Raw genomic sequence first — 15,139 nt, 5'->3', positions numbered from 1 at the left:
CATCCAAAAGCCCGGTCGGGCTTCGATACGCCGCCAGCAACACACCAAAGTTACGCTGCCGTCAAGCGTTCTCTTGGGTTTGAGCGGTCTCAATCTCCCGTCAGCACGTCGGTCGAGAGATTGAAGCGATAGAACACCTTGTTCATCCGCTCGGCGCCGAGGCGCTCGTAGAACGTCTGCGCCCCCGTGTTGGTGCCATCGGTCGTGAGGTCGATTCGGGTGAGGCCCTGCGCGCGGGCGTGCTCTGCGAGCCAGCGCATGAGCACGGCACCGACCGCCTGACCCCGTGCGTGGCTTTCCACGAATAGTTCCTTGACGAAGAGAAGTCCGGTGAGCCTGAAACCGGGCCTCAGCACGGCGAAGCAGACCAGTCCGATGGCGCGCCCGTCGCGGTAGGCCAGGGCGTAACGGGTCCCTTCAGCCTCTCGCATCGAGCGCTCGACCATCTCTCGTGTCGGCTCGATCGGTTGAGCCACATCCGGGCCGACATAGTGCAGATCCAGGGCGCGGACCAAGGCCGCAACGTCGGCAGCATCCTCCTGGGCGGCGAGGCGGACGACGATATCGGGCATGCGGGACTCTGATCGGTTAAGCTTTGGTTTACCTTGCTTAGCAAAACCTTTCGATGCCTGGCCAGTGTCACGGTAGAACATGGGGATGACGTGATCAGCAGGTTGACTGGTTTCAAGCGATGCCGCGGGCGGTTTATGCCGAATGGGATGAGGACGACGTCGCCGAATGGGTCGACGAACGCCCGGCTCGTCGCCTGCGCCGGAAGCCCCTGCCCTGGCTGCGCATCGTCCTGATGTCGTCCTGCAGCATCGCCGGCTTGGTCTACTTCGCCATTGAGCAGCAGCAGAATATCCGCCCGGCCCAACGCCAGAAGGCCGTTCCATCCTCTGTTCTCGTCGCGCCGGCGCCAGCCTGGAAATCGCTGTCCCCCTCCCCGGCCATCTATGCGCTGGCAAGCACATCCGCCTCCGTCACATCGGAAGCACGCGAGCATGCGAACGGTGCGCGAGAGGACACCCTGATTCTCGGGCGCTTCGGCGACTTCCGCCATGCGCAGGTGGCCATCGTGCAAGGCATCGCCGAGACCGCCGGAAGCTTTTATATCGATACGGTCCGCAGGGCGGCGCGCTCCGGCCTCGCAGTGGCCCATCAGGGCCAGAGCCAGATGATCGCGACGAAGTTCGGCTCCGTGGAAGCTGCACCCTTGACCCTGGCGAACAAGGGCCAACAGGCCTGCCAGGCCTTCCGCTTCTCGGACACGACGACCGAATTCGGCTTCCAGGGCTGGCTCTGCGGATCTTCCGCTCCCGATGAAGCGCAGCTCGCCTGCTTCATCGACGGCATCGCCCTGACAGGCGCCGCCAGCCCGTCCTTGAAGGCAGTCTTCGCTCAGGCGGATCGCAAGCGCACGGAGGCCTGCGGGCCGAGCGCCCGCACGGCCTCGGTGGCGGTCAAACCTCCCGCCCGACCGTAACCGCGACCCGGTGCATGACATTGCAGCCATAGCCGTTCGGATTCCAGTTCGCGGCCCGGAACGGTTGGCCGCGACCTTTACTGTCGGTTGCGCGGGCATGGATCTCGTAATAGCCATCGCCGGGCAGGGTTAGATTGGCCTGCCAGCGCACCCAGTCGTAGCGGTTGCGCGGCGGTTTCATGGATGCCTCGATCCAGGTCGCGCCGCCGTCGAGAGTCACCTCGACCCGCGTCACGTCGTCGTCGCCCGCCCAGGCGGCACCGCGCACCTCGATGGAGCGCGTGCCTTCCGAAAAACGCTCGCCATCGGCCGGCGCGGTGACGATGCTGCGCACCGGCATCGACTCAAGAACACGGGTTTCGACCCCTTCCCCATCAGAACCCGGCGGCAGGGGTTGAACCGGCATTCGATACGAAAGCCCCGTCATGCCCGGTCCATCATGCTCGCGGTCGCGGATCCAGATCCGTTTGAGCCATTTCTGGCTCAAAGATCCCGGCCAGCCCGGCACAATCAGGCGTAACGGTCCGCCATGGATGAAGGGCAGGGGCTCGCCGTTCATGGCCCAGACGAGAAGCGTGTGCTCCTCCAGAGCCTTCTCAAGCGGCACACCGCGGGACATGGCCTGATGCTGGTAGTTGCCATGCTTGTCCGGATCGGCGCCGAAATGGCCGGTGAATAGCGCGGTCTTCTTCAGGCCAGCCTCGCGGAGAACATCCCCGAGCGAGACGCCCGTCCATTCGGCGCTGCCGGCGCCACCATTGGTCCAGGCATTGCCTTCGGCCTTGGGCGCGAAGAAGGAGCGGCCATTGCCGCCGCATTCGAGCACCATGCGGAAGGTCTTGTGCGGGAAGCGGCTTTTCAATTCCGCCAGAGTGAGCTGAAGCGGGCACTCGACCTCGCCATCGATGGTGAAGCTCCAAGCCTCTGCATTCTCTACCGGTGGAGGCAACAGGCCATTGTTGCGAACGAAGAAGCGCGCGATCGGCGTCGTCTCGTCGTCAAGGAACTCCTCGGGGGTCTCGGCAACCAGCGGTGTCTCGCCCAGAAGACTCAGACCCTTTTTTGCCGATAGATCGAAACCAGCCTTGGGCTTATCTTGCATCGGCCGTTGTCCTTCTCACCCTTTGGTAAATGTCACGCTTCGACGGAACCATTTTATGGGAGGCCGTCTTGTTTTGACATCATCGCACATGATGATCGCGCACAGCACAAGGACTGGGCGCCGTTCTTGGAGGATTACCCATGCGCCGCTTCGCACTTTTGGGTCTGGCTTCATTGGCTGCGCTCACGACCATCTCGGTGGTGGCTGATGCGCAGGCCCAGGATCGTCCCCTCGTTCTCCGAGTCCAACCCCGCAGCTTCCTCGATCCCGGCCCAGTGGCGCCGGTCGGATCGCTGAATCGCTACGTCACAGCGCCGATGATCTCCTCCATTGCAAACCCGCCCTACGGTTTCCAGAAGGACCGCTTCGGCGAAGGCACGCTGCCCGATCCGATCGGAGGACCTTTCGTCGGCGCGCGCAACCCCTTCCCCATGTTCGGTGTTCCGGAAGTCGGGGTGACAGGCTCGATCCGATAATCTTTCCCTGGAACGGAAAGCCCCGGGTCATGCCCGGGGCTTTTGCTGTTACGACTGGGCTTCCAGCTCCTTGACGATGGCATCGCCCACATCCTGCGTGCCCACGGCGTTCATGCCGGGGCCGGCGATGTCCTTCGTGCGGGTACCGGAGGCGAGCACGTTGGCGATGGCCTTATCCAGGCGATCCGCCTCGTCGAGGAGGCCGAAGGAATAGCGCAGCGCCATGCCGAAAGAGCCGATCATGGCGATGGGGTTGGCGAGACCCTTGCCGGCGATGTCCGGCGCGGAGCCGTGCACGGGCTCATAGAGCGCCTTGCGCTTGCCGGTCGCCGGATCCTCGGCGCCGAGCGAGGCGGAGGGCAGCATGCCGAGCGAACCGGTGAGCATCGCGGCGATGTCCGACAGGATGTCGCCGAAGAGGTTGTCCGTGACGATCACGTCGAACTGCTTCGGATAGCGCACGAGCTGCATGGCGCAGTTGTCGGCGAGCACGTGCTCGAGCTCCACATCCGAGAACTCGGCCTTGTGGATGCGGGTGACGACCTGGCGCCAGAACACGCCCGTCTTCATCACATTGAATTTCTCGGCCGAGGAAACCTTGTTGCGGCGCTTCTTGGCAAGATCGAAGGCGACGCGCGCGATACGCTCCACCTCATGCGTGTGATAGAGCTGCGTGTCGACGGCGCGCTGGGAGCCGTCCTCCAGAGTCACGATCTCCTTCGGCTCGCCGAAATAGACGCCACCAGTGAGCTCGCGCACGATCATGATGTCGAGGCCTTCCACCACCTCGCGCTTGAGCGAGGAGGCATCGGCCAGCGCCGGATAGCAGATCGCCGGACGCAGGTTGGCGAAGAGGCCGAGATCCCTGCGCAGACGCAGCAGGCCCGCTTCGGGGCGCACCGCATAAGGCACGCTGTCCCACTTCGCCCCGCCGACGGCGCCGAAGAGCACCGCGTCGGCAGCCTGAGCGCGATCCATGGCGGCTTCCGAGATCGACGCGCCATGGGCGTCATAGGCCGAGCCGCCGACCAGATCCGTCTCGGTCTCGAAACCGACGCCGCGCTTGCGGAACCAGCCCACAATCTTCTCGACCTCGCGCATGACCTCCGGGCCGATGCCGTCGCCGGGGAGAAGGAGAAGCTTGTGCGTTGCCATGGCAAGACCCTTGTTCTGTCGTGATTGAATTGCAGGGCTCTTAAAAGGCCGAACGGACGGCTTGGCAAGCTTTTGTCGCGTTGATCGTTAGGCGAAGATCGGTCACTCGTTCACGATCCGCCGGTCCCTGGGCGTCCGCACGACCGTCACCGAACAGGGCGCCTCGGCCACGACACGGGACGAGACGCTTCCCAGGTAGCGACGCAAGGCGGAGGAGGCCCGGGCGCCGATGACGATATGATCGACATTGTTGTGGCGGGCATAATCGACGAGCGCGGAAGCCGGATCGGGTGCCTCCAGCACGCTATAGGTGATCCGCTCCTTGGGAACGTCGAGCGCCGCGCCCCAGTGCCGGAGCTGAACAAGGCGCTGGACATGGAGGCTTCTCCCCTCCTCGTCCTCCAGGATGTCGACGGCGATGCGCGAGGTCTTCAGGATGTTGACACAGGCAATGCGCGCCTCGCTTTCAATGGAGAGGATGCGGCCGATCATCATGCGCAAGGAATCGGCGAGATCCTCGCTTCCCGGCGACAGGTCGATGGCGGCGAGCACGATGGGCGCCCGCGACAGATGACCGGCGATGTTGGGCGTCTCCAGCGGTTGCGCCTTGCGCGCTTTGAGCCAGCGCCGGAAGGTTTTCACGCCGCCGTCCCGCTCCAATCGCTCGGCGCGCTCGGTCAGCTTCACCTGCGCAGGATTTTCCAGGTCCAGGGCCAATTGAGCCGCCGTGGCATAACGGTCGTCCGGATCGATCTCCAGGCAGCGCAGGATCACCTCCTGCAGCCAGGGCGGACAATCGGGATTGAGTGCCCGCGGGGGCACCGGATCGCGCCACAGGCGACGGCGGATCTGGCCGCCGCGCGGATTGCCGAAGGGGCGCTCGCCCGTGATGAAGAAATACAGCATCACGCCGAAGGCAAAGAGATCGCTGCGCGGATCGGCCCGGTCCTGCAGCACCTGTTCCGGCGCCATGTAGGGCGTGGTCCCGAAGGGCTCGCGAAACTCCTCGGCCAGGAGATCGGGCAGGCGCTCGTGCCGGGCAAAGCCGTAATCGATGAGAACCGCCTCGCCGCTCTCACGGATCATCACGTTGCTCGGCTTGATATCGAGATGGATCACATGCTGGAGATGCAGATCGTGCAGAGCATGCGCCACCTTCGCCCCGATGGCGACGACCTCGGGCCAGGGCAGGGGAACCTCGTCGAGCCGCGCCTTCAACGATTCTCCAGGAATCCGCTCCATGACGATGTAGGGCATGGGATCGAGCGGCCCCGCCGCGACGAAGCGGGGCACATGCGGGCCCGTCAGGCGCGGCATGATCATCTGTTCGGTCTCGAAGCAGACGATGGGAAGCGGATCGTCGCTGTCGATCAGCATCGGGATCTTCATGATCAGCGGCGTCGGGTCATCGTCACGCCTGACCGCCCAGAGCTGCGCCATGCCGCCAGTGCCAAGATTTTCCTCGAGGGTAAAACCGTCGATCACCATGCCTGGATGCAAGCGCCAGCGCATGCGTCAGCGGCCCTGTTCGAGGCGAAGCGCCAGCTTTTCCGGCAGACCCGCCTCGCGCACCTTGCGGGCCGCCGCAGCCGAGTCATAGGGCACGCGCAGGTAGCGCAGGGTCTGGCGGGCCGTGTCGAAGACCGCGTAATTCGCCGCCGCCACTCCGTCCCGCGGCTGCCCGACGGCGCCGATCACGGCGAGCCAGGTGCGGGTCGGCAGAAGCGGGATGTCATTGTTCGCCACCGGCGAGAAGGTGCCGACCTTGGCGGTGGTGCTCATGTGGTAAAGCATCGGCACATGGACATGCCCGCAGAAGGTGATATGCGCGTCCACCCTGCTGAAATGCCGGATCGCCTCCATGGGACCCGCCATGTAGTCCCAGTTGCGCGGGGCATAGCCGTTGGCGTGAACGTAAAGGACGCTCCCCTCCTCATGAATGAGGGGAAGGCCGGCCAGGAAACGCCGCTGCTCCATCCCGAGCTGATTGCGTGTCCAGCGGATCGCTTCCCGAGCCACGCTGTTCATATCCTCGTCGGAGCCGTCGATGGCCGCATCATGATTGCCGAGAAGCGCCACGGCGCCCTTGTCCACGAGTCCCCTGACCGTATCGACCACCCAGGCCGGATCGGCGCCGTAGCCGACATAGTCGCCGAGAAAAATCAGACGGTCGACATGAAGCAGGCGCGCATGGGCGAGGCAGGCCGACAGAGCCTCGCGGTTGCCGTGGATGTCGGTGAGAAGGGCGATGAGCATGGAATCAGTACAACTCCAAACTCACTGCCACTGCAACTGGCTGATGGGGCTACGGGAGGCGCGCGAGCTTACCCTCGCAGCGCTTCCAGCACCTTGCCGCCCGGACGGCCGCGCGGTTCGAGGCCGATGCGGCGCTCCACGTCCTTGATGGCCTCGCGGGTCTTGGCGCCGATCTTGCCGTCCGGCTCGCCCACGTCGTAGCCGCGGGCGGTGAGCAGCTGCTGCAGCTCTCGGCGCTGGGCGCGCGAGAGCGGCGGATCGTCAGTGGGCCAGGCGGTCTGGATGCCGGGCAGGCCCTTCAGCCGGTCGCCGAGCAGCGCGATCGCGAGCCCGTAGGATTCGGCTGCATTGTAGGAATAGACCGCGTCGAAATTCTTGGTGACGAGGAAGGCCGGGCCGTTGATGCCGGCCGGAATGATGATGCCGGCGGCGTAATTGCCCGCGAGCGGACGTCCGTCGACGCGACGCACACCCATGGCTGCCCAGGTGGCAAGCGGCTTCTTGTTCTTGCGCCCGGCAAGGCCAGCATTGAAGCTTTCCGGCAGGCGCACCTCGTAGCCCCAGGGCAGGCCGTTCACCCAGCCGGCTTTTTTGAGGAAATTGGCGGTCGAATGCACCGCATCCGGCACGGAGTTCATGATATCGCGGCGCCCATCCCCGTCGCCGTCGACGGCAAGCCGCTGAAAGGTCGAGGGCATGAACTGGGTATGGCCGAAGGCGCCGGCCCAGGAACCGCGCAAGTTCGCCGGGTTGATGTCCCCGTCCTGCACGATCTTGAGCGTCGCCATCAGCTCGCCCTTGAAATATTCGTTGCGGCGCGGCGCGTAGCAGACGAGCGTCGACAGCGACTGGATCAGCGGCCGGCCGCCGATATCCTTGCCGAAATTGGATTCTACGCCCCAGACGCCGGCGATCGCATGGCGGTCGACGCCGAAGCGCGATTCGGCCGAGGCGAGCGCCTGGCCCCATTGGCGCATGGCGGTGCGGCCGTCCTGCACCCGCTCCTCGTCGACGAGCGCCGAGAGATAATCCCAGATCGGCGTCTTGAACTCGGGCTGGTTGCTCATAAGGTCGAGGATCGTCAGATCCGGCGTGACGCCGCGGGTCGCGACATCGAAAGCTTGGCCGGAAATGCCCTTGGCAGAAGCCTGACTGCGCAGGCTAGACAGGCACGAGGCGAAATTCGCCTGAGCCATAGCCGGCGCGGCAGCGGCAAGGCTTGCGAGAACGAGAAGAGTGGGGGCAAGAATGGTCTTCATGCCCGGCACATTGCAGGGAATTTGGTTAATCTTGTGAAAACGGGACTGGAATCCGTTCTGTCCCTGTCATCCCCGGACTTGTTTCGGGGATCCACGCCTTTTAGACGCTGCGCTTCCTAAGACGTGGATGGCCGGGACAAGCCCGGCCATGGCGGATAATAGGCAAAGAGGTTAAGCCCAGGCGCGCTCGGAGAGCTTCTTCTCGAAGGCATCGATGGCAGGCGCCTTTTCCATGGTGAGGCCGATGCCGTCGAGACCGTTGAGCAGGCAATGCTTCTTGAACGGGTCGATATCGAAGGTGACCGAGCCGCCATCGGGGCCACGGATTTCCTGCTTTTCCAGGTCGATTGTGAGCGTGGCATTGGCGCCGCGCTCCGCATCGTCGAACAGCTTTTCCAGGTCCTCGGGGCTTACCTTGATCGGCAGAATGCCGTTCTGGAAGCAGTTGTTGTAGAAAATGTCGGCGAAGCTGGTGGAGATCACGCAGCGGATGCCGAAATCGAGCAGCGCCCAGGGGGCATGCTCGCGGGACGAGCCGCAGCCGAAATTGTCGCCCGCGACCAGGATATTGGCCTTGCGGTAGGCCGGCTGGTTGAGCACGAAATCCGGGTTCTCCGAGCCGTCCTCGCGATAGCGCATCTCCGAGAAGAGGCCCGTGCCGAGCCCCGTGCGCTTGATCGTCTTCAGGTACTGCTTGGGGATGATCATATCGGTGTCGATATTGATGATCCGCAGCGGCGCCGCGACGCTTTCCAGCACGGTGAACTTGTCCATGGTCCTCACATCCCTTCAGGCGGCAGCCGAACCGCCCGTCAGTTGCCTCATATCAAAGGCTTTTGATGACCGCTAGGCCAACGATGGTCGCGGCGGGATGGGCACTGGCCCTCAGCGCCAGAGATTCGTCTTGGCGAGGTCATAGACCTTGTCGGCGCGGCCGCTCAGCACAGCCTTGACCATGTAGAGGGTGAAGCCTTTCGCCATGTCGAGGGTGATAGACGGCGGCATGGCGACCTCCGTGCGGTTCACCACCGCATCGACCAGGACTGGCCCGTCATGGGCCAGGGCGGCGGCGATCCCCTCCTCCACCTCGGCCGGATCCTCCAGCCTGATCCCACGAATACCGATGGCTCCGGCCATGGTTGCGAAGTTCGGGTTCTGAAGCTCCGTGCCGAAATCGAGAAAGCCGGTGGATTTCTGCTCGAGCTCGACGAAACCCAGAGTGCCGTTGTTGAACACCACGATCTTCAGGGGCAGGCGCTGCTGCGTCAGGGTGAGGAGATCGCCCAGCAGCATGGTGAAGCCGCCGTCGCCCGAAAGCGAGATCACCTGCCTGCCGGGAAAAGCGGCCTGCGCGCCGATCCCCTGCGCCATCGCATTGGCCATCGAGCCATGCCAAAACGACCCGAGAAGCCGCCGCTTGCCGTTCATTGCGAGATAGCGCGCCGCCCAGACCGTCGGCAGGCCGACATCACAGGTGAACACAGCGTCATCGGCCGCCTGATCGCTGATTGCCTTGGCAACCTGCTGCGGATGGATCGGCCGCTTGCCGGATTTTCCGACGGCGAGATCGTCCAGTGCCTGGCGCGCCTTGGCATAATGCTCCCGCGCTTTAGCGAGGTGCTTGCCATCGCTCTTCGGATCGAGAAGCGGCCGCAGGGCCGCCAAGGTCGCGCGAACATCGCCCACCACGCCGATATCGACCGCAACGCGGCGGCCGATCTGCTCACCGCGGATATCGACCTGCGCGATGCGCGTGTCGGCACCGTCCGGATAGAATTGGCGATAAGGGAAATCGGTGCCGAGCATCAGCAGGACATCGCAATCGCACATGGCGTAGTAGCCGGACGAGAAGCCGATCAGCCCGGTCATGCCGACATCGTAGGGATTATCCCATGCCACATGCTCCTTGCCGCGCATGGCATGCACCATGGGCGCCTGCAGGCGCTCGCCTAAGGCCAGCAGCTCGTCACGAGCCCCGGCGCAGCCCGAGCCGCACAGGATCGTGATGCGCTTAGCGTCGTTGAGCAGAGTCGCGAGACGGTCGAGATCGTCCGGCGCGGGCGTAATGACGGGAGCCTGCGGCAGCAGCCCGTCGAGTTTGGTCGATGGCGCAGCGGCCGTCTGCAGGGCAACGTCGCCGGGCAACACCAGCACCGACACGCCGCGCTTGGCCCATGCCTCGCGGATGGCGACCTCGAGGGTTCGCGGCATCTGGCTGGGAGCGGAGACGAGTTCGCAATAATGGCTGCATTCGCGGAAGAGATTTTCCGGATGCGTCTCCTGAAAATAGCCGCTGCCGATCTCAGGCGACGGGATATGGGCCGCGATGGCGAGCACCGGCACGCGCGAGCGATGGCAGTCGAACAGACCATTGATGAGATGCAGGTTGCCCGGTCCGCAGCTTCCCGCGCAGACGGCGAGTTCGCCCGTCAGATGCGCCTCGGCGCCGGCCGCGAAGGCTGCGACCTCCTCATGCCGGACAGGGATCCATTCGATCCCGCCCTGGCGGCGGATGGCGTCGGTCAGACCGTTGAGGCTATCGCCGACAATTCCGTAAACGCGTTTGACGCCCGCAGCGGCCAGGATCTCGATGAATTGTTCGGCCACAGTCTGTGCCATGAATCCTCTCCCGAGTAAGGACGGAATGCGGCCGCCGGGCGGCGAGCCGGTTTGTCGTCGGGCAAGAGCTATCTGGCGCAGCCTCAGGCCGATGGTAGCTTGCAAGCCCTGGAGCTGTTTCCACCTAGATGGAAACAGCTCTCTTCATTGCTTTCGCATTTTTGACAGCGAACCGGATCCACTTCGCCAAAAATGCTCTAGCCGGCAGCCGCTTCAATCGTCTCCATGTCATCGTCGGAGAGGCCGAAATGGTGACCGATCTCGTGGACTAGCACATGGGTGACGATGCCGCCGAGACTCTCCTCGTGCTCGGCCCAGTAATCGAGGATCGGGCGACGGTAGAGCCAGACCATGTTGGGGAACTGGCCTGTGTGCATCATCCCACCGCCTTGGGCGAGGCCGATGCCGCGGAAGAGGCCGAGCAGGTCGAAGGGCGTTTCGCACTCCATCTCGCGCATCGTCTCATCATCGGGAAAGTCCTCGACCCGGATCACCACGCCCTCGCAGAGACGGCGGAACTCCTCCGGCAGGCGGGCATAGGCGTCCCGTGCCAGGGTTTCGAGATCGGCGAGGGAGGGAGCCTGGAGATCGGCTAAACTCGTCATGGTGTCAGAGGATTCTCAACTGGATCAGAAGCCAGATGGCGAGGATGACGACGCCGATGAGCGATAGGGCGCGGCCAATGCGGCGGCCCCAGAGCTCGATCGGATCGGTGCCGCCGCCCTCGGCCGCCCCGATGGCGTCCTTGGCGCCGAAATGGTCTCCCGCGCGCTGTCCCATGCGGGCGAGCGCCGACGAACCGAGGGTCTCCGAATCCCGCTGGACCCGCTCCAGCGCTTCGCGCGCCTCACGGGCTTCCCGGTCCTGGTCACTCATGGATCCCTCCTCCAAACATTCACGCTTGCTTTACCATGGCGCTTGGATCGCGCCTTCGCAACGGAACGCCTCCGGCTCTCCGCCGTTAACAGCCCTGGATAGTTCAAGCGTTAACGAGGTAACGATGCGTAGGATGTTGAGTATCCTGGCTGCGGCCGGGCTGGTGGTTTTCGGCGCCGGTGCGGCGTCGGCACAAGGTGTTGACGTGCGGATCGGCCCCTCGGGCGTTCGCGTCTCGCAGGAGCGGCATTACGCTCCGCGCTATCGCGAGCGCATCGTCGAGCGGCGCGTGGTGCGTCCGGTCCGGTCGCGCACGGTCTGCCGGACCGTGATCCGCGAGCGGGTCCGTCCCAGTGGCGTGGTGGTACGCCGTCCGGTCGAGGAATGCCGTCGCGTCTATGCCGGCCGGCGGGCCTATGTGGACTGAGCCATCGAGGCTTTTGTCTTGGAAAAGTTCTTGGAAAAGGCCGTGACCTCAGCGGGTCACGGCCTTTTCCCATAGTTTCCTTGAAGTTGCCTGACGTCTGGCCGGCCGGAGGATGGCGCGGATTTCGCCTTCCATGTCGAAGGTGCTGTCCCCAAGCATCTGGTTCGAGGTATCGATCAAGGCATACATCCCTGTCACCTCGTCACGGCGCCTTCGTGCCGTTCGTGCGTGCTATTCCTCAAAGCGACCTGTGGCGTCACGATCGCGGTCGTATCGTCTCGTAAGCGGAAACAGCGGCAACCAGGACTCGCGACGGATGGTCCAGAGTTCGTAGGTTGGCCTCAGTTGGTCAGGGGCATCCAGGGATCCCAGGTTCACTTCGATTTCGTCCGCGGTGCGAGAGAAAATGGACGAGCCGCAGCATGGACAGAAAAACCGTCCGGCGTAGTCGCGTGTTTCGCCGTCGATCGTCACCGCATCCTGAGGGAACACTGCGGAAGCGTGAAAAAGGGCCCCATGATGCTTGCGGCAATCGAGACAGTGACAAAGGCCGACCCGGTATGGGCGTCCCGACGCCACGATCCGGACTTTGCCGCACAGGCAGCCGCCGGTGAATCGGTCCATGCTGCGTCTCCTCCGAAATCAAGCGGTCGGAATGGCTAAAACGAACCCCGTCGGGCGTCCATGACGCTCTACCCAGGATGCGATGTACCGAGACAATCGTACCTTGGCTCATATGCTATCGAATGCGAGCATGGCCTTTTCGCCATGTTCTTCAGAGCGTGCCCGCCATCGTATGCGAGCAGGAGGCGTTGTATTCTGCAATCCGCTCTTTAATCGATTTTCTCGGTCTGCCGCGTTCTTTTGCGTCTCTGTCCAATTTGGCTTCGCGTTCGTTGAACACGGCACGACATTCCGGAAAGTTCGTCTGTCTCCATTGAGCAATCTCAATGTCTCGTTTCAGCCGCTCACGCCGGTTGTAGCAGACAGGAAAATCAGGCTTTGCGCCCGACTCGTTCGCGAGAAAAAATCGGAGCTCGGCATCCGGATATTGCCGCAGCATGCCGAGCGTTCTTTCGAACTCGCTTTGTTTCTTGGTGCATTCCCAGGAGTGCTTCCGAGCAGCGGCATCGTCCCGCCTCTGCGCAAGAGCAGGATGAGCCGCCGCCAGTGGAAGGGCGACCGCCAGGGAGAAGATCGGCCATGAGCAGTATGTCATGGCCGGATACTATATCAAAACGAGCGGATGTCCACGAACCGACCCGCGATGGCCGCTGCTGCCGCCATGGCTGGCGAGACGAGGTGCGTGCGGCCCTTGAAGCCCTGGCGACCCTCGAAGTTGCGGTTCGAGGTGGAGGCGCAGCGCTCGTGGGGCGCGAGGCGGTCGGCGTTCATGGCGAGGCACATGGAGCAGCCGGGCTCGCGCCAGTCGAAGCCGGCGGCCTTGAAGATCTTGTCGAGGCCTTCCGCCTCGGCCTGCATCTTCACGATACCGGAGCCGGGCACGATCATGGCGTTGACGCTCTCGGCGACGCGCTTGCCTTCGACCACCTTCGCCACTTCGCGCAGATCCTCGATGCGGCCGTTGGTGCAGGAGCCGATGAAGACGCGGTCAAGCGTGATGTCGGTGATCTTCGTGCCGGGCGTCAGCCCCATATATTCCAGAGCGCGCCACTTGGAACGGCGCTTGTTCTCGTCCTGGATGTCATCCGGGTTCGGCACCACACCGGCAATCGAGACCACGTCCTCAGGCGAGGTGCCCCAGGTGACAATGGGCGGCAGGTTCGCAGCATCGAGCCGGATCTCGGTGTCGAAGAAGGCGCCCTCATCCGTACGCAAGCTATCCCAGTAGCGCACGGCCGCTTCCCAGGCCTCGCCCTGCGGCGCCTTGGGACGACCCTTCAGATAGGCATAGGTCTTCTCGTCCGGAGCCACCATGCCGGCGCGGGCACCGCCCTCGATCGACATGTTGCAGATCGTCATGCGGCCTTCCATCGAGAGCGACCGGATGGCCTCGCCCGCATATTCGATCACGTGGCCGGTGCCGCCGGCGGTGCCGATCTCGCCGATGATGGCGAGGATGATGTCCTTCGCGGTGACGCCGGCGGGCAGCTGCCCGTCCACGGTCACGCGCATGTTCTTGGCCTTCTTCTGGATCAGCGTCTGGGTGGCGAGCACGTGCTCGACCTCCGAGGTGCCGATGCCATGGGCGAGCGAGCCGAAGGCACCATGGGTCGAGGTGTGGCTGTCGCCGCAGACGATGGTCATGCCGGGCAGCGTGAAGCCCTGCTCCGGGCCCACCACGTGGACGATGCCCTGGCGGGTGTCGAGCTCGTCATAATACTCGACGCCGAAATCCTTGGCGTTCTGGGCCAGCGTCGCAACTTGAGTGGCCGATTCCGGATCCTCTATGCCGTGCGAGCGGTCGGAGGTCGGCACGTTGTGATCGACCACGGCCAGGGTCTTGTGCGGCTGGCGCACCTGGCGCCCGGCGACGCGCAGACCTTCGAAGGCCTGGGGGCTGGTCACCTCATGGACGAGGTGGCGATCAATGTAGAGAAGGCACGTCCCGTCATCCTGCTGATCGACGACGTGGTCGTCCCAGATCTTGTCATAGAGGGTGCGGGGCTTAGCCATGTGTCTCTTCCAACGGTCGAAAAATGGTGGTCTGGCGTGTTTAGCGGTCTCACGTCCGAACGGGAAGATGTCCTGAGCGCACACCGCCTTGAAACGATCGCATAGCAGACAAAGGGTATCGCGCAATTATATTTTTGTCGCGATTGCTTGCCGCCAAGCGTGCTTCACTACGTGCTTCACTAGCAAAAAGGCGCGGTTTCAGCCGCGCCTTTGCAAATTCTGAAGATTGAGACGAGAGCCTTACTCGGCCGCAGCCGGGGTCTCGGTCTTCTTCTCGGCGCGCTCGGCGATACGGGCCGACTTACCGCGACGGTCGCGCAGGTAGTACAGCTTGGCGCGACGGACGGCGCCGCGGCGCACGACCTTGATGGACTCGACCAGCGGCGAGTAGAGCGGGAACACGCGCTCGACACCTTCGCCGTAGGAGATCTTGCGGACCGTGAAGCTCTCGTGGAGGCCGGCACCCGAGCGGGCGATGCAGACGCCCTCATAGGCCTGAACGCGGGTACGCTCGCCTTCCTTGACCTTCACGTTGACGATCACGGTATCGCCGGGCTGGAAGACGGGAACGGTCTTGGCGAGCTTGGCAATCTGCTCCTGCTCGAGCTGCTGAATGAGGTTCATCGTAATACTCCTGCCGTTGCGTGGCCCTGAGCGATCTCAAAACCCGCGGGATTTCGGCGTCCTGTTTTAAGTTGAGGTCGCGCCTATACAGGAGATTGGGAGGATTGTCGAGCCTCTCTACTTGCTGTCATCCCGGACGGAGCGTAGCGGAGATCCGGGATCGTAGGCAGGATTAGGAGCCATTCTCGTCCGACGATCCCGGGTTCTGCTCCGCAGCCCCCG

Annotated in this window: 18 protein-coding genes; 3 read left to right on the top strand and 15 right to left on the bottom strand. The window is 63.7% G+C overall.

The annotated features are described in order from the left end of the window. Positions 1–89: 89 nt before the first annotated feature. Positions 90–572, bottom strand: coding sequence for a GNAT family N-acetyltransferase (locus tag JO965_RS01435; RefSeq protein ID WP_203441958.1), 483 nt, complete (start codon positions 570–572; stop codon positions 90–92). Positions 573–691: 119 nt separating this feature from the next. Here JO965_RS01435 and JO965_RS01430 point away from each other — a divergent pair, with 119 nt between their 5' ends. After that, the gene (locus JO965_RS01430) at positions 692–1,486 is read left to right on the top strand and encodes a hypothetical protein (protein ID WP_203441957.1); all 795 of its coding nucleotides are present in this window, start codon (positions 692–694) and stop codon (positions 1,484–1,486) included. Here the strand turns inward: JO965_RS01430 and JO965_RS01425 are convergent. After that, a complete protein-coding gene (locus JO965_RS01425; RefSeq protein ID WP_203441956.1) occupies positions 1,464–2,588 on the bottom strand; it encodes a sulfite oxidase in 1,125 nt (374 codons plus the stop codon). The two genes, JO965_RS01430 and JO965_RS01425, sit on opposite strands and share 23 nt — an antisense overlap. Before the next feature lie 140 nt (positions 2,589–2,728). Between JO965_RS01425 and JO965_RS01420 the strand changes: the two genes are divergently transcribed. Next, positions 2,729–3,064, top strand: a complete 336-nt coding sequence (locus JO965_RS01420) for a hypothetical protein (RefSeq protein ID WP_203441955.1) — start codon at positions 2,729–2,731, stop codon at positions 3,062–3,064. Positions 3,065–3,112: 48 nt separating this feature from the next. Here JO965_RS01420 and leuB read toward each other — a convergent pair whose 3' ends face one another. The 8 genes from leuB to JO965_RS01380 form a co-directional block, all read right to left on the bottom strand. After that, positions 3,113–4,219: a 3-isopropylmalate dehydrogenase gene (gene leuB, locus JO965_RS01415; RefSeq protein ID WP_203441954.1), complete on the bottom strand. Its 1,107-nt coding sequence runs from the start codon at positions 4,217–4,219 to the stop codon at positions 3,113–3,115. A 102-nt stretch (positions 4,220–4,321) separates the two neighbouring features. Continuing rightward, positions 4,322–5,731, bottom strand: coding sequence for a bifunctional serine/threonine-protein kinase/universal stress protein (locus JO965_RS01410; RefSeq protein WP_203441953.1), 1,410 nt, complete (start codon positions 5,729–5,731; stop codon positions 4,322–4,324). 3 nt (positions 5,732–5,734) lie between these two features. Next, a complete protein-coding gene (locus JO965_RS01405) occupies positions 5,735–6,475 on the bottom strand; it encodes a metallophosphoesterase (protein WP_203441952.1) in 741 nt (246 codons plus the stop codon). A 68-nt stretch (positions 6,476–6,543) separates the two neighbouring features. After that, positions 6,544–7,734, bottom strand: coding sequence for a lytic murein transglycosylase (locus tag JO965_RS01400; RefSeq protein ID WP_203441951.1), 1,191 nt, complete (start codon positions 7,732–7,734; stop codon positions 6,544–6,546). A gap of 171 nt (positions 7,735–7,905) precedes the next feature. Further along, complete coding sequence (leuD, locus tag JO965_RS01395; protein WP_203441950.1) at positions 7,906–8,508, bottom strand: 3-isopropylmalate dehydratase small subunit; 603 nt, start codon at positions 8,506–8,508, stop codon at positions 7,906–7,908. A gap of 111 nt (positions 8,509–8,619) precedes the next feature. Then, the gene (poxB, locus tag JO965_RS01390) at positions 8,620–10,353 is read right to left on the bottom strand and encodes a ubiquinone-dependent pyruvate dehydrogenase (protein ID WP_203441949.1); all 1,734 of its coding nucleotides are present in this window, start codon (positions 10,351–10,353) and stop codon (positions 8,620–8,622) included. Positions 10,354–10,550: 197 nt separating this feature from the next. Then, complete coding sequence (locus JO965_RS01385) at positions 10,551–10,958, bottom strand: metallopeptidase family protein (protein WP_203441948.1); 408 nt, start codon at positions 10,956–10,958, stop codon at positions 10,551–10,553. 4 nt (positions 10,959–10,962) lie between these two features. Continuing rightward, complete coding sequence (locus tag JO965_RS01380; protein WP_203441947.1) at positions 10,963–11,229, bottom strand: hypothetical protein; 267 nt, start codon at positions 11,227–11,229, stop codon at positions 10,963–10,965. 124 nt (positions 11,230–11,353) lie between these two features. Between JO965_RS01380 and JO965_RS01375 the strand changes: the two genes are divergently transcribed. Further along, positions 11,354–11,656 (top strand): hypothetical protein, encoded by a 303-nt coding sequence (locus JO965_RS01375; protein WP_203441946.1) that lies wholly within the window; start codon positions 11,354–11,356, stop codon positions 11,654–11,656. A 48-nt stretch (positions 11,657–11,704) separates the two neighbouring features. On the opposite strand, the gene JO965_RS01370 is transcribed toward JO965_RS01375, so the two are convergent. The 5 genes from JO965_RS01370 to rplS all read right to left on the bottom strand — a co-directional run bounded on the left by JO965_RS01370 (position 11,705) and on the right by rplS (position 14,917). Further along, on the bottom strand, positions 11,705–11,845 hold the full coding sequence (locus tag JO965_RS01370) for a hypothetical protein (RefSeq protein WP_203441945.1): 141 nt from the start codon (positions 11,843–11,845) through the stop codon (positions 11,705–11,707). Between the two features lie 42 nt (positions 11,846–11,887). Continuing rightward, positions 11,888–12,280: a GFA family protein gene (locus tag JO965_RS01365; RefSeq protein ID WP_203441944.1), complete on the bottom strand. Its 393-nt coding sequence runs from the start codon at positions 12,278–12,280 to the stop codon at positions 11,888–11,890. A gap of 151 nt (positions 12,281–12,431) precedes the next feature. Beyond that, the gene (locus tag JO965_RS01360) at positions 12,432–12,719 is read right to left on the bottom strand and encodes a hypothetical protein (protein WP_203441943.1); all 288 of its coding nucleotides are present in this window, start codon (positions 12,717–12,719) and stop codon (positions 12,432–12,434) included. 170 nt (positions 12,720–12,889) lie between these two features. Further along, a complete protein-coding gene (gene leuC / locus JO965_RS01355; RefSeq protein ID WP_203441942.1) occupies positions 12,890–14,293 on the bottom strand; it encodes a 3-isopropylmalate dehydratase large subunit in 1,404 nt (467 codons plus the stop codon). A 240-nt stretch (positions 14,294–14,533) separates the two neighbouring features. Beyond that, positions 14,534–14,917, bottom strand: coding sequence for a 50S ribosomal protein L19 (gene rplS / locus JO965_RS01350; RefSeq protein ID WP_203441941.1), 384 nt, complete (start codon positions 14,915–14,917; stop codon positions 14,534–14,536). Positions 14,918–15,139: the final 222 nt, after the last annotated feature.

Origin of the sequence: Microvirga sp. VF16, assembly GCF_016864375.1 — a bacterium.
Taxonomy (GTDB): domain Bacteria; phylum Pseudomonadota; class Alphaproteobacteria; order Rhizobiales; family Beijerinckiaceae; genus Microvirga.
Note: the sequence above shows the minus strand (reverse complement) of the source record. Positions and strands in the feature narration are given on the sequence as shown.

Coding starts and splice junctions, on each gene's coding strand:
- JO965_RS01435 (WP_203441958.1), bottom strand. CDS start 572: ATGCCCGATATCGTCGTCCGCCTCGCCGCCCAGGAGGATGCTGCCGAC.
- JO965_RS01430 (WP_203441957.1), top strand. CDS start 692: ATGCCGCGGGCGGTTTATGCCGAATGGGATGAGGACGACGTCGCCGAA.
- JO965_RS01425 (WP_203441956.1), bottom strand. CDS start 2,588: ATGCAAGATAAGCCCAAGGCTGGTTTCGATCTATCGGCAAAAAAGGGT.
- JO965_RS01420 (WP_203441955.1), top strand. CDS start 2,729: ATGCGCCGCTTCGCACTTTTGGGTCTGGCTTCATTGGCTGCGCTCACG.
- leuB (WP_203441954.1), bottom strand. CDS start 4,219: ATGGCAACGCACAAGCTTCTCCTTCTCCCCGGCGACGGCATCGGCCCG.
- JO965_RS01410 (WP_203441953.1), bottom strand. CDS start 5,731: ATGCGCTGGCGCTTGCATCCAGGCATGGTGATCGACGGTTTTACCCTC.
- JO965_RS01405 (WP_203441952.1), bottom strand. CDS start 6,475: ATGCTCATCGCCCTTCTCACCGACATCCACGGCAACCGCGAGGCTCTG.
- JO965_RS01400 (WP_203441951.1), bottom strand. CDS start 7,734: ATGAAGACCATTCTTGCCCCCACTCTTCTCGTTCTCGCAAGCCTTGCC.
- leuD (WP_203441950.1), bottom strand. CDS start 8,508: ATGGACAAGTTCACCGTGCTGGAAAGCGTCGCGGCGCCGCTGCGGATC.
- poxB (WP_203441949.1), bottom strand. CDS start 10,353: ATGGCACAGACTGTGGCCGAACAATTCATCGAGATCCTGGCCGCTGCG.
- JO965_RS01385 (WP_203441948.1), bottom strand. CDS start 10,958: ATGACGAGTTTAGCCGATCTCCAGGCTCCCTCCCTCGCCGATCTCGAA.
- JO965_RS01380 (WP_203441947.1), bottom strand. CDS start 11,229: ATGAGTGACCAGGACCGGGAAGCCCGTGAGGCGCGCGAAGCGCTGGAG.
- JO965_RS01375 (WP_203441946.1), top strand. CDS start 11,354: ATGCGTAGGATGTTGAGTATCCTGGCTGCGGCCGGGCTGGTGGTTTTC.
- JO965_RS01370 (WP_203441945.1), bottom strand. CDS start 11,845: ATGTATGCCTTGATCGATACCTCGAACCAGATGCTTGGGGACAGCACC.
- JO965_RS01365 (WP_203441944.1), bottom strand. CDS start 12,280: ATGGACCGATTCACCGGCGGCTGCCTGTGCGGCAAAGTCCGGATCGTG.
- JO965_RS01360 (WP_203441943.1), bottom strand. CDS start 12,719: ATGCTGCGGCAATATCCGGATGCCGAGCTCCGATTTTTTCTCGCGAAC.
- leuC (WP_203441942.1), bottom strand. CDS start 14,293: ATGGCTAAGCCCCGCACCCTCTATGACAAGATCTGGGACGACCACGTC.
- rplS (WP_203441941.1), bottom strand. CDS start 14,917: ATGAACCTCATTCAGCAGCTCGAGCAGGAGCAGATTGCCAAGCTCGCC.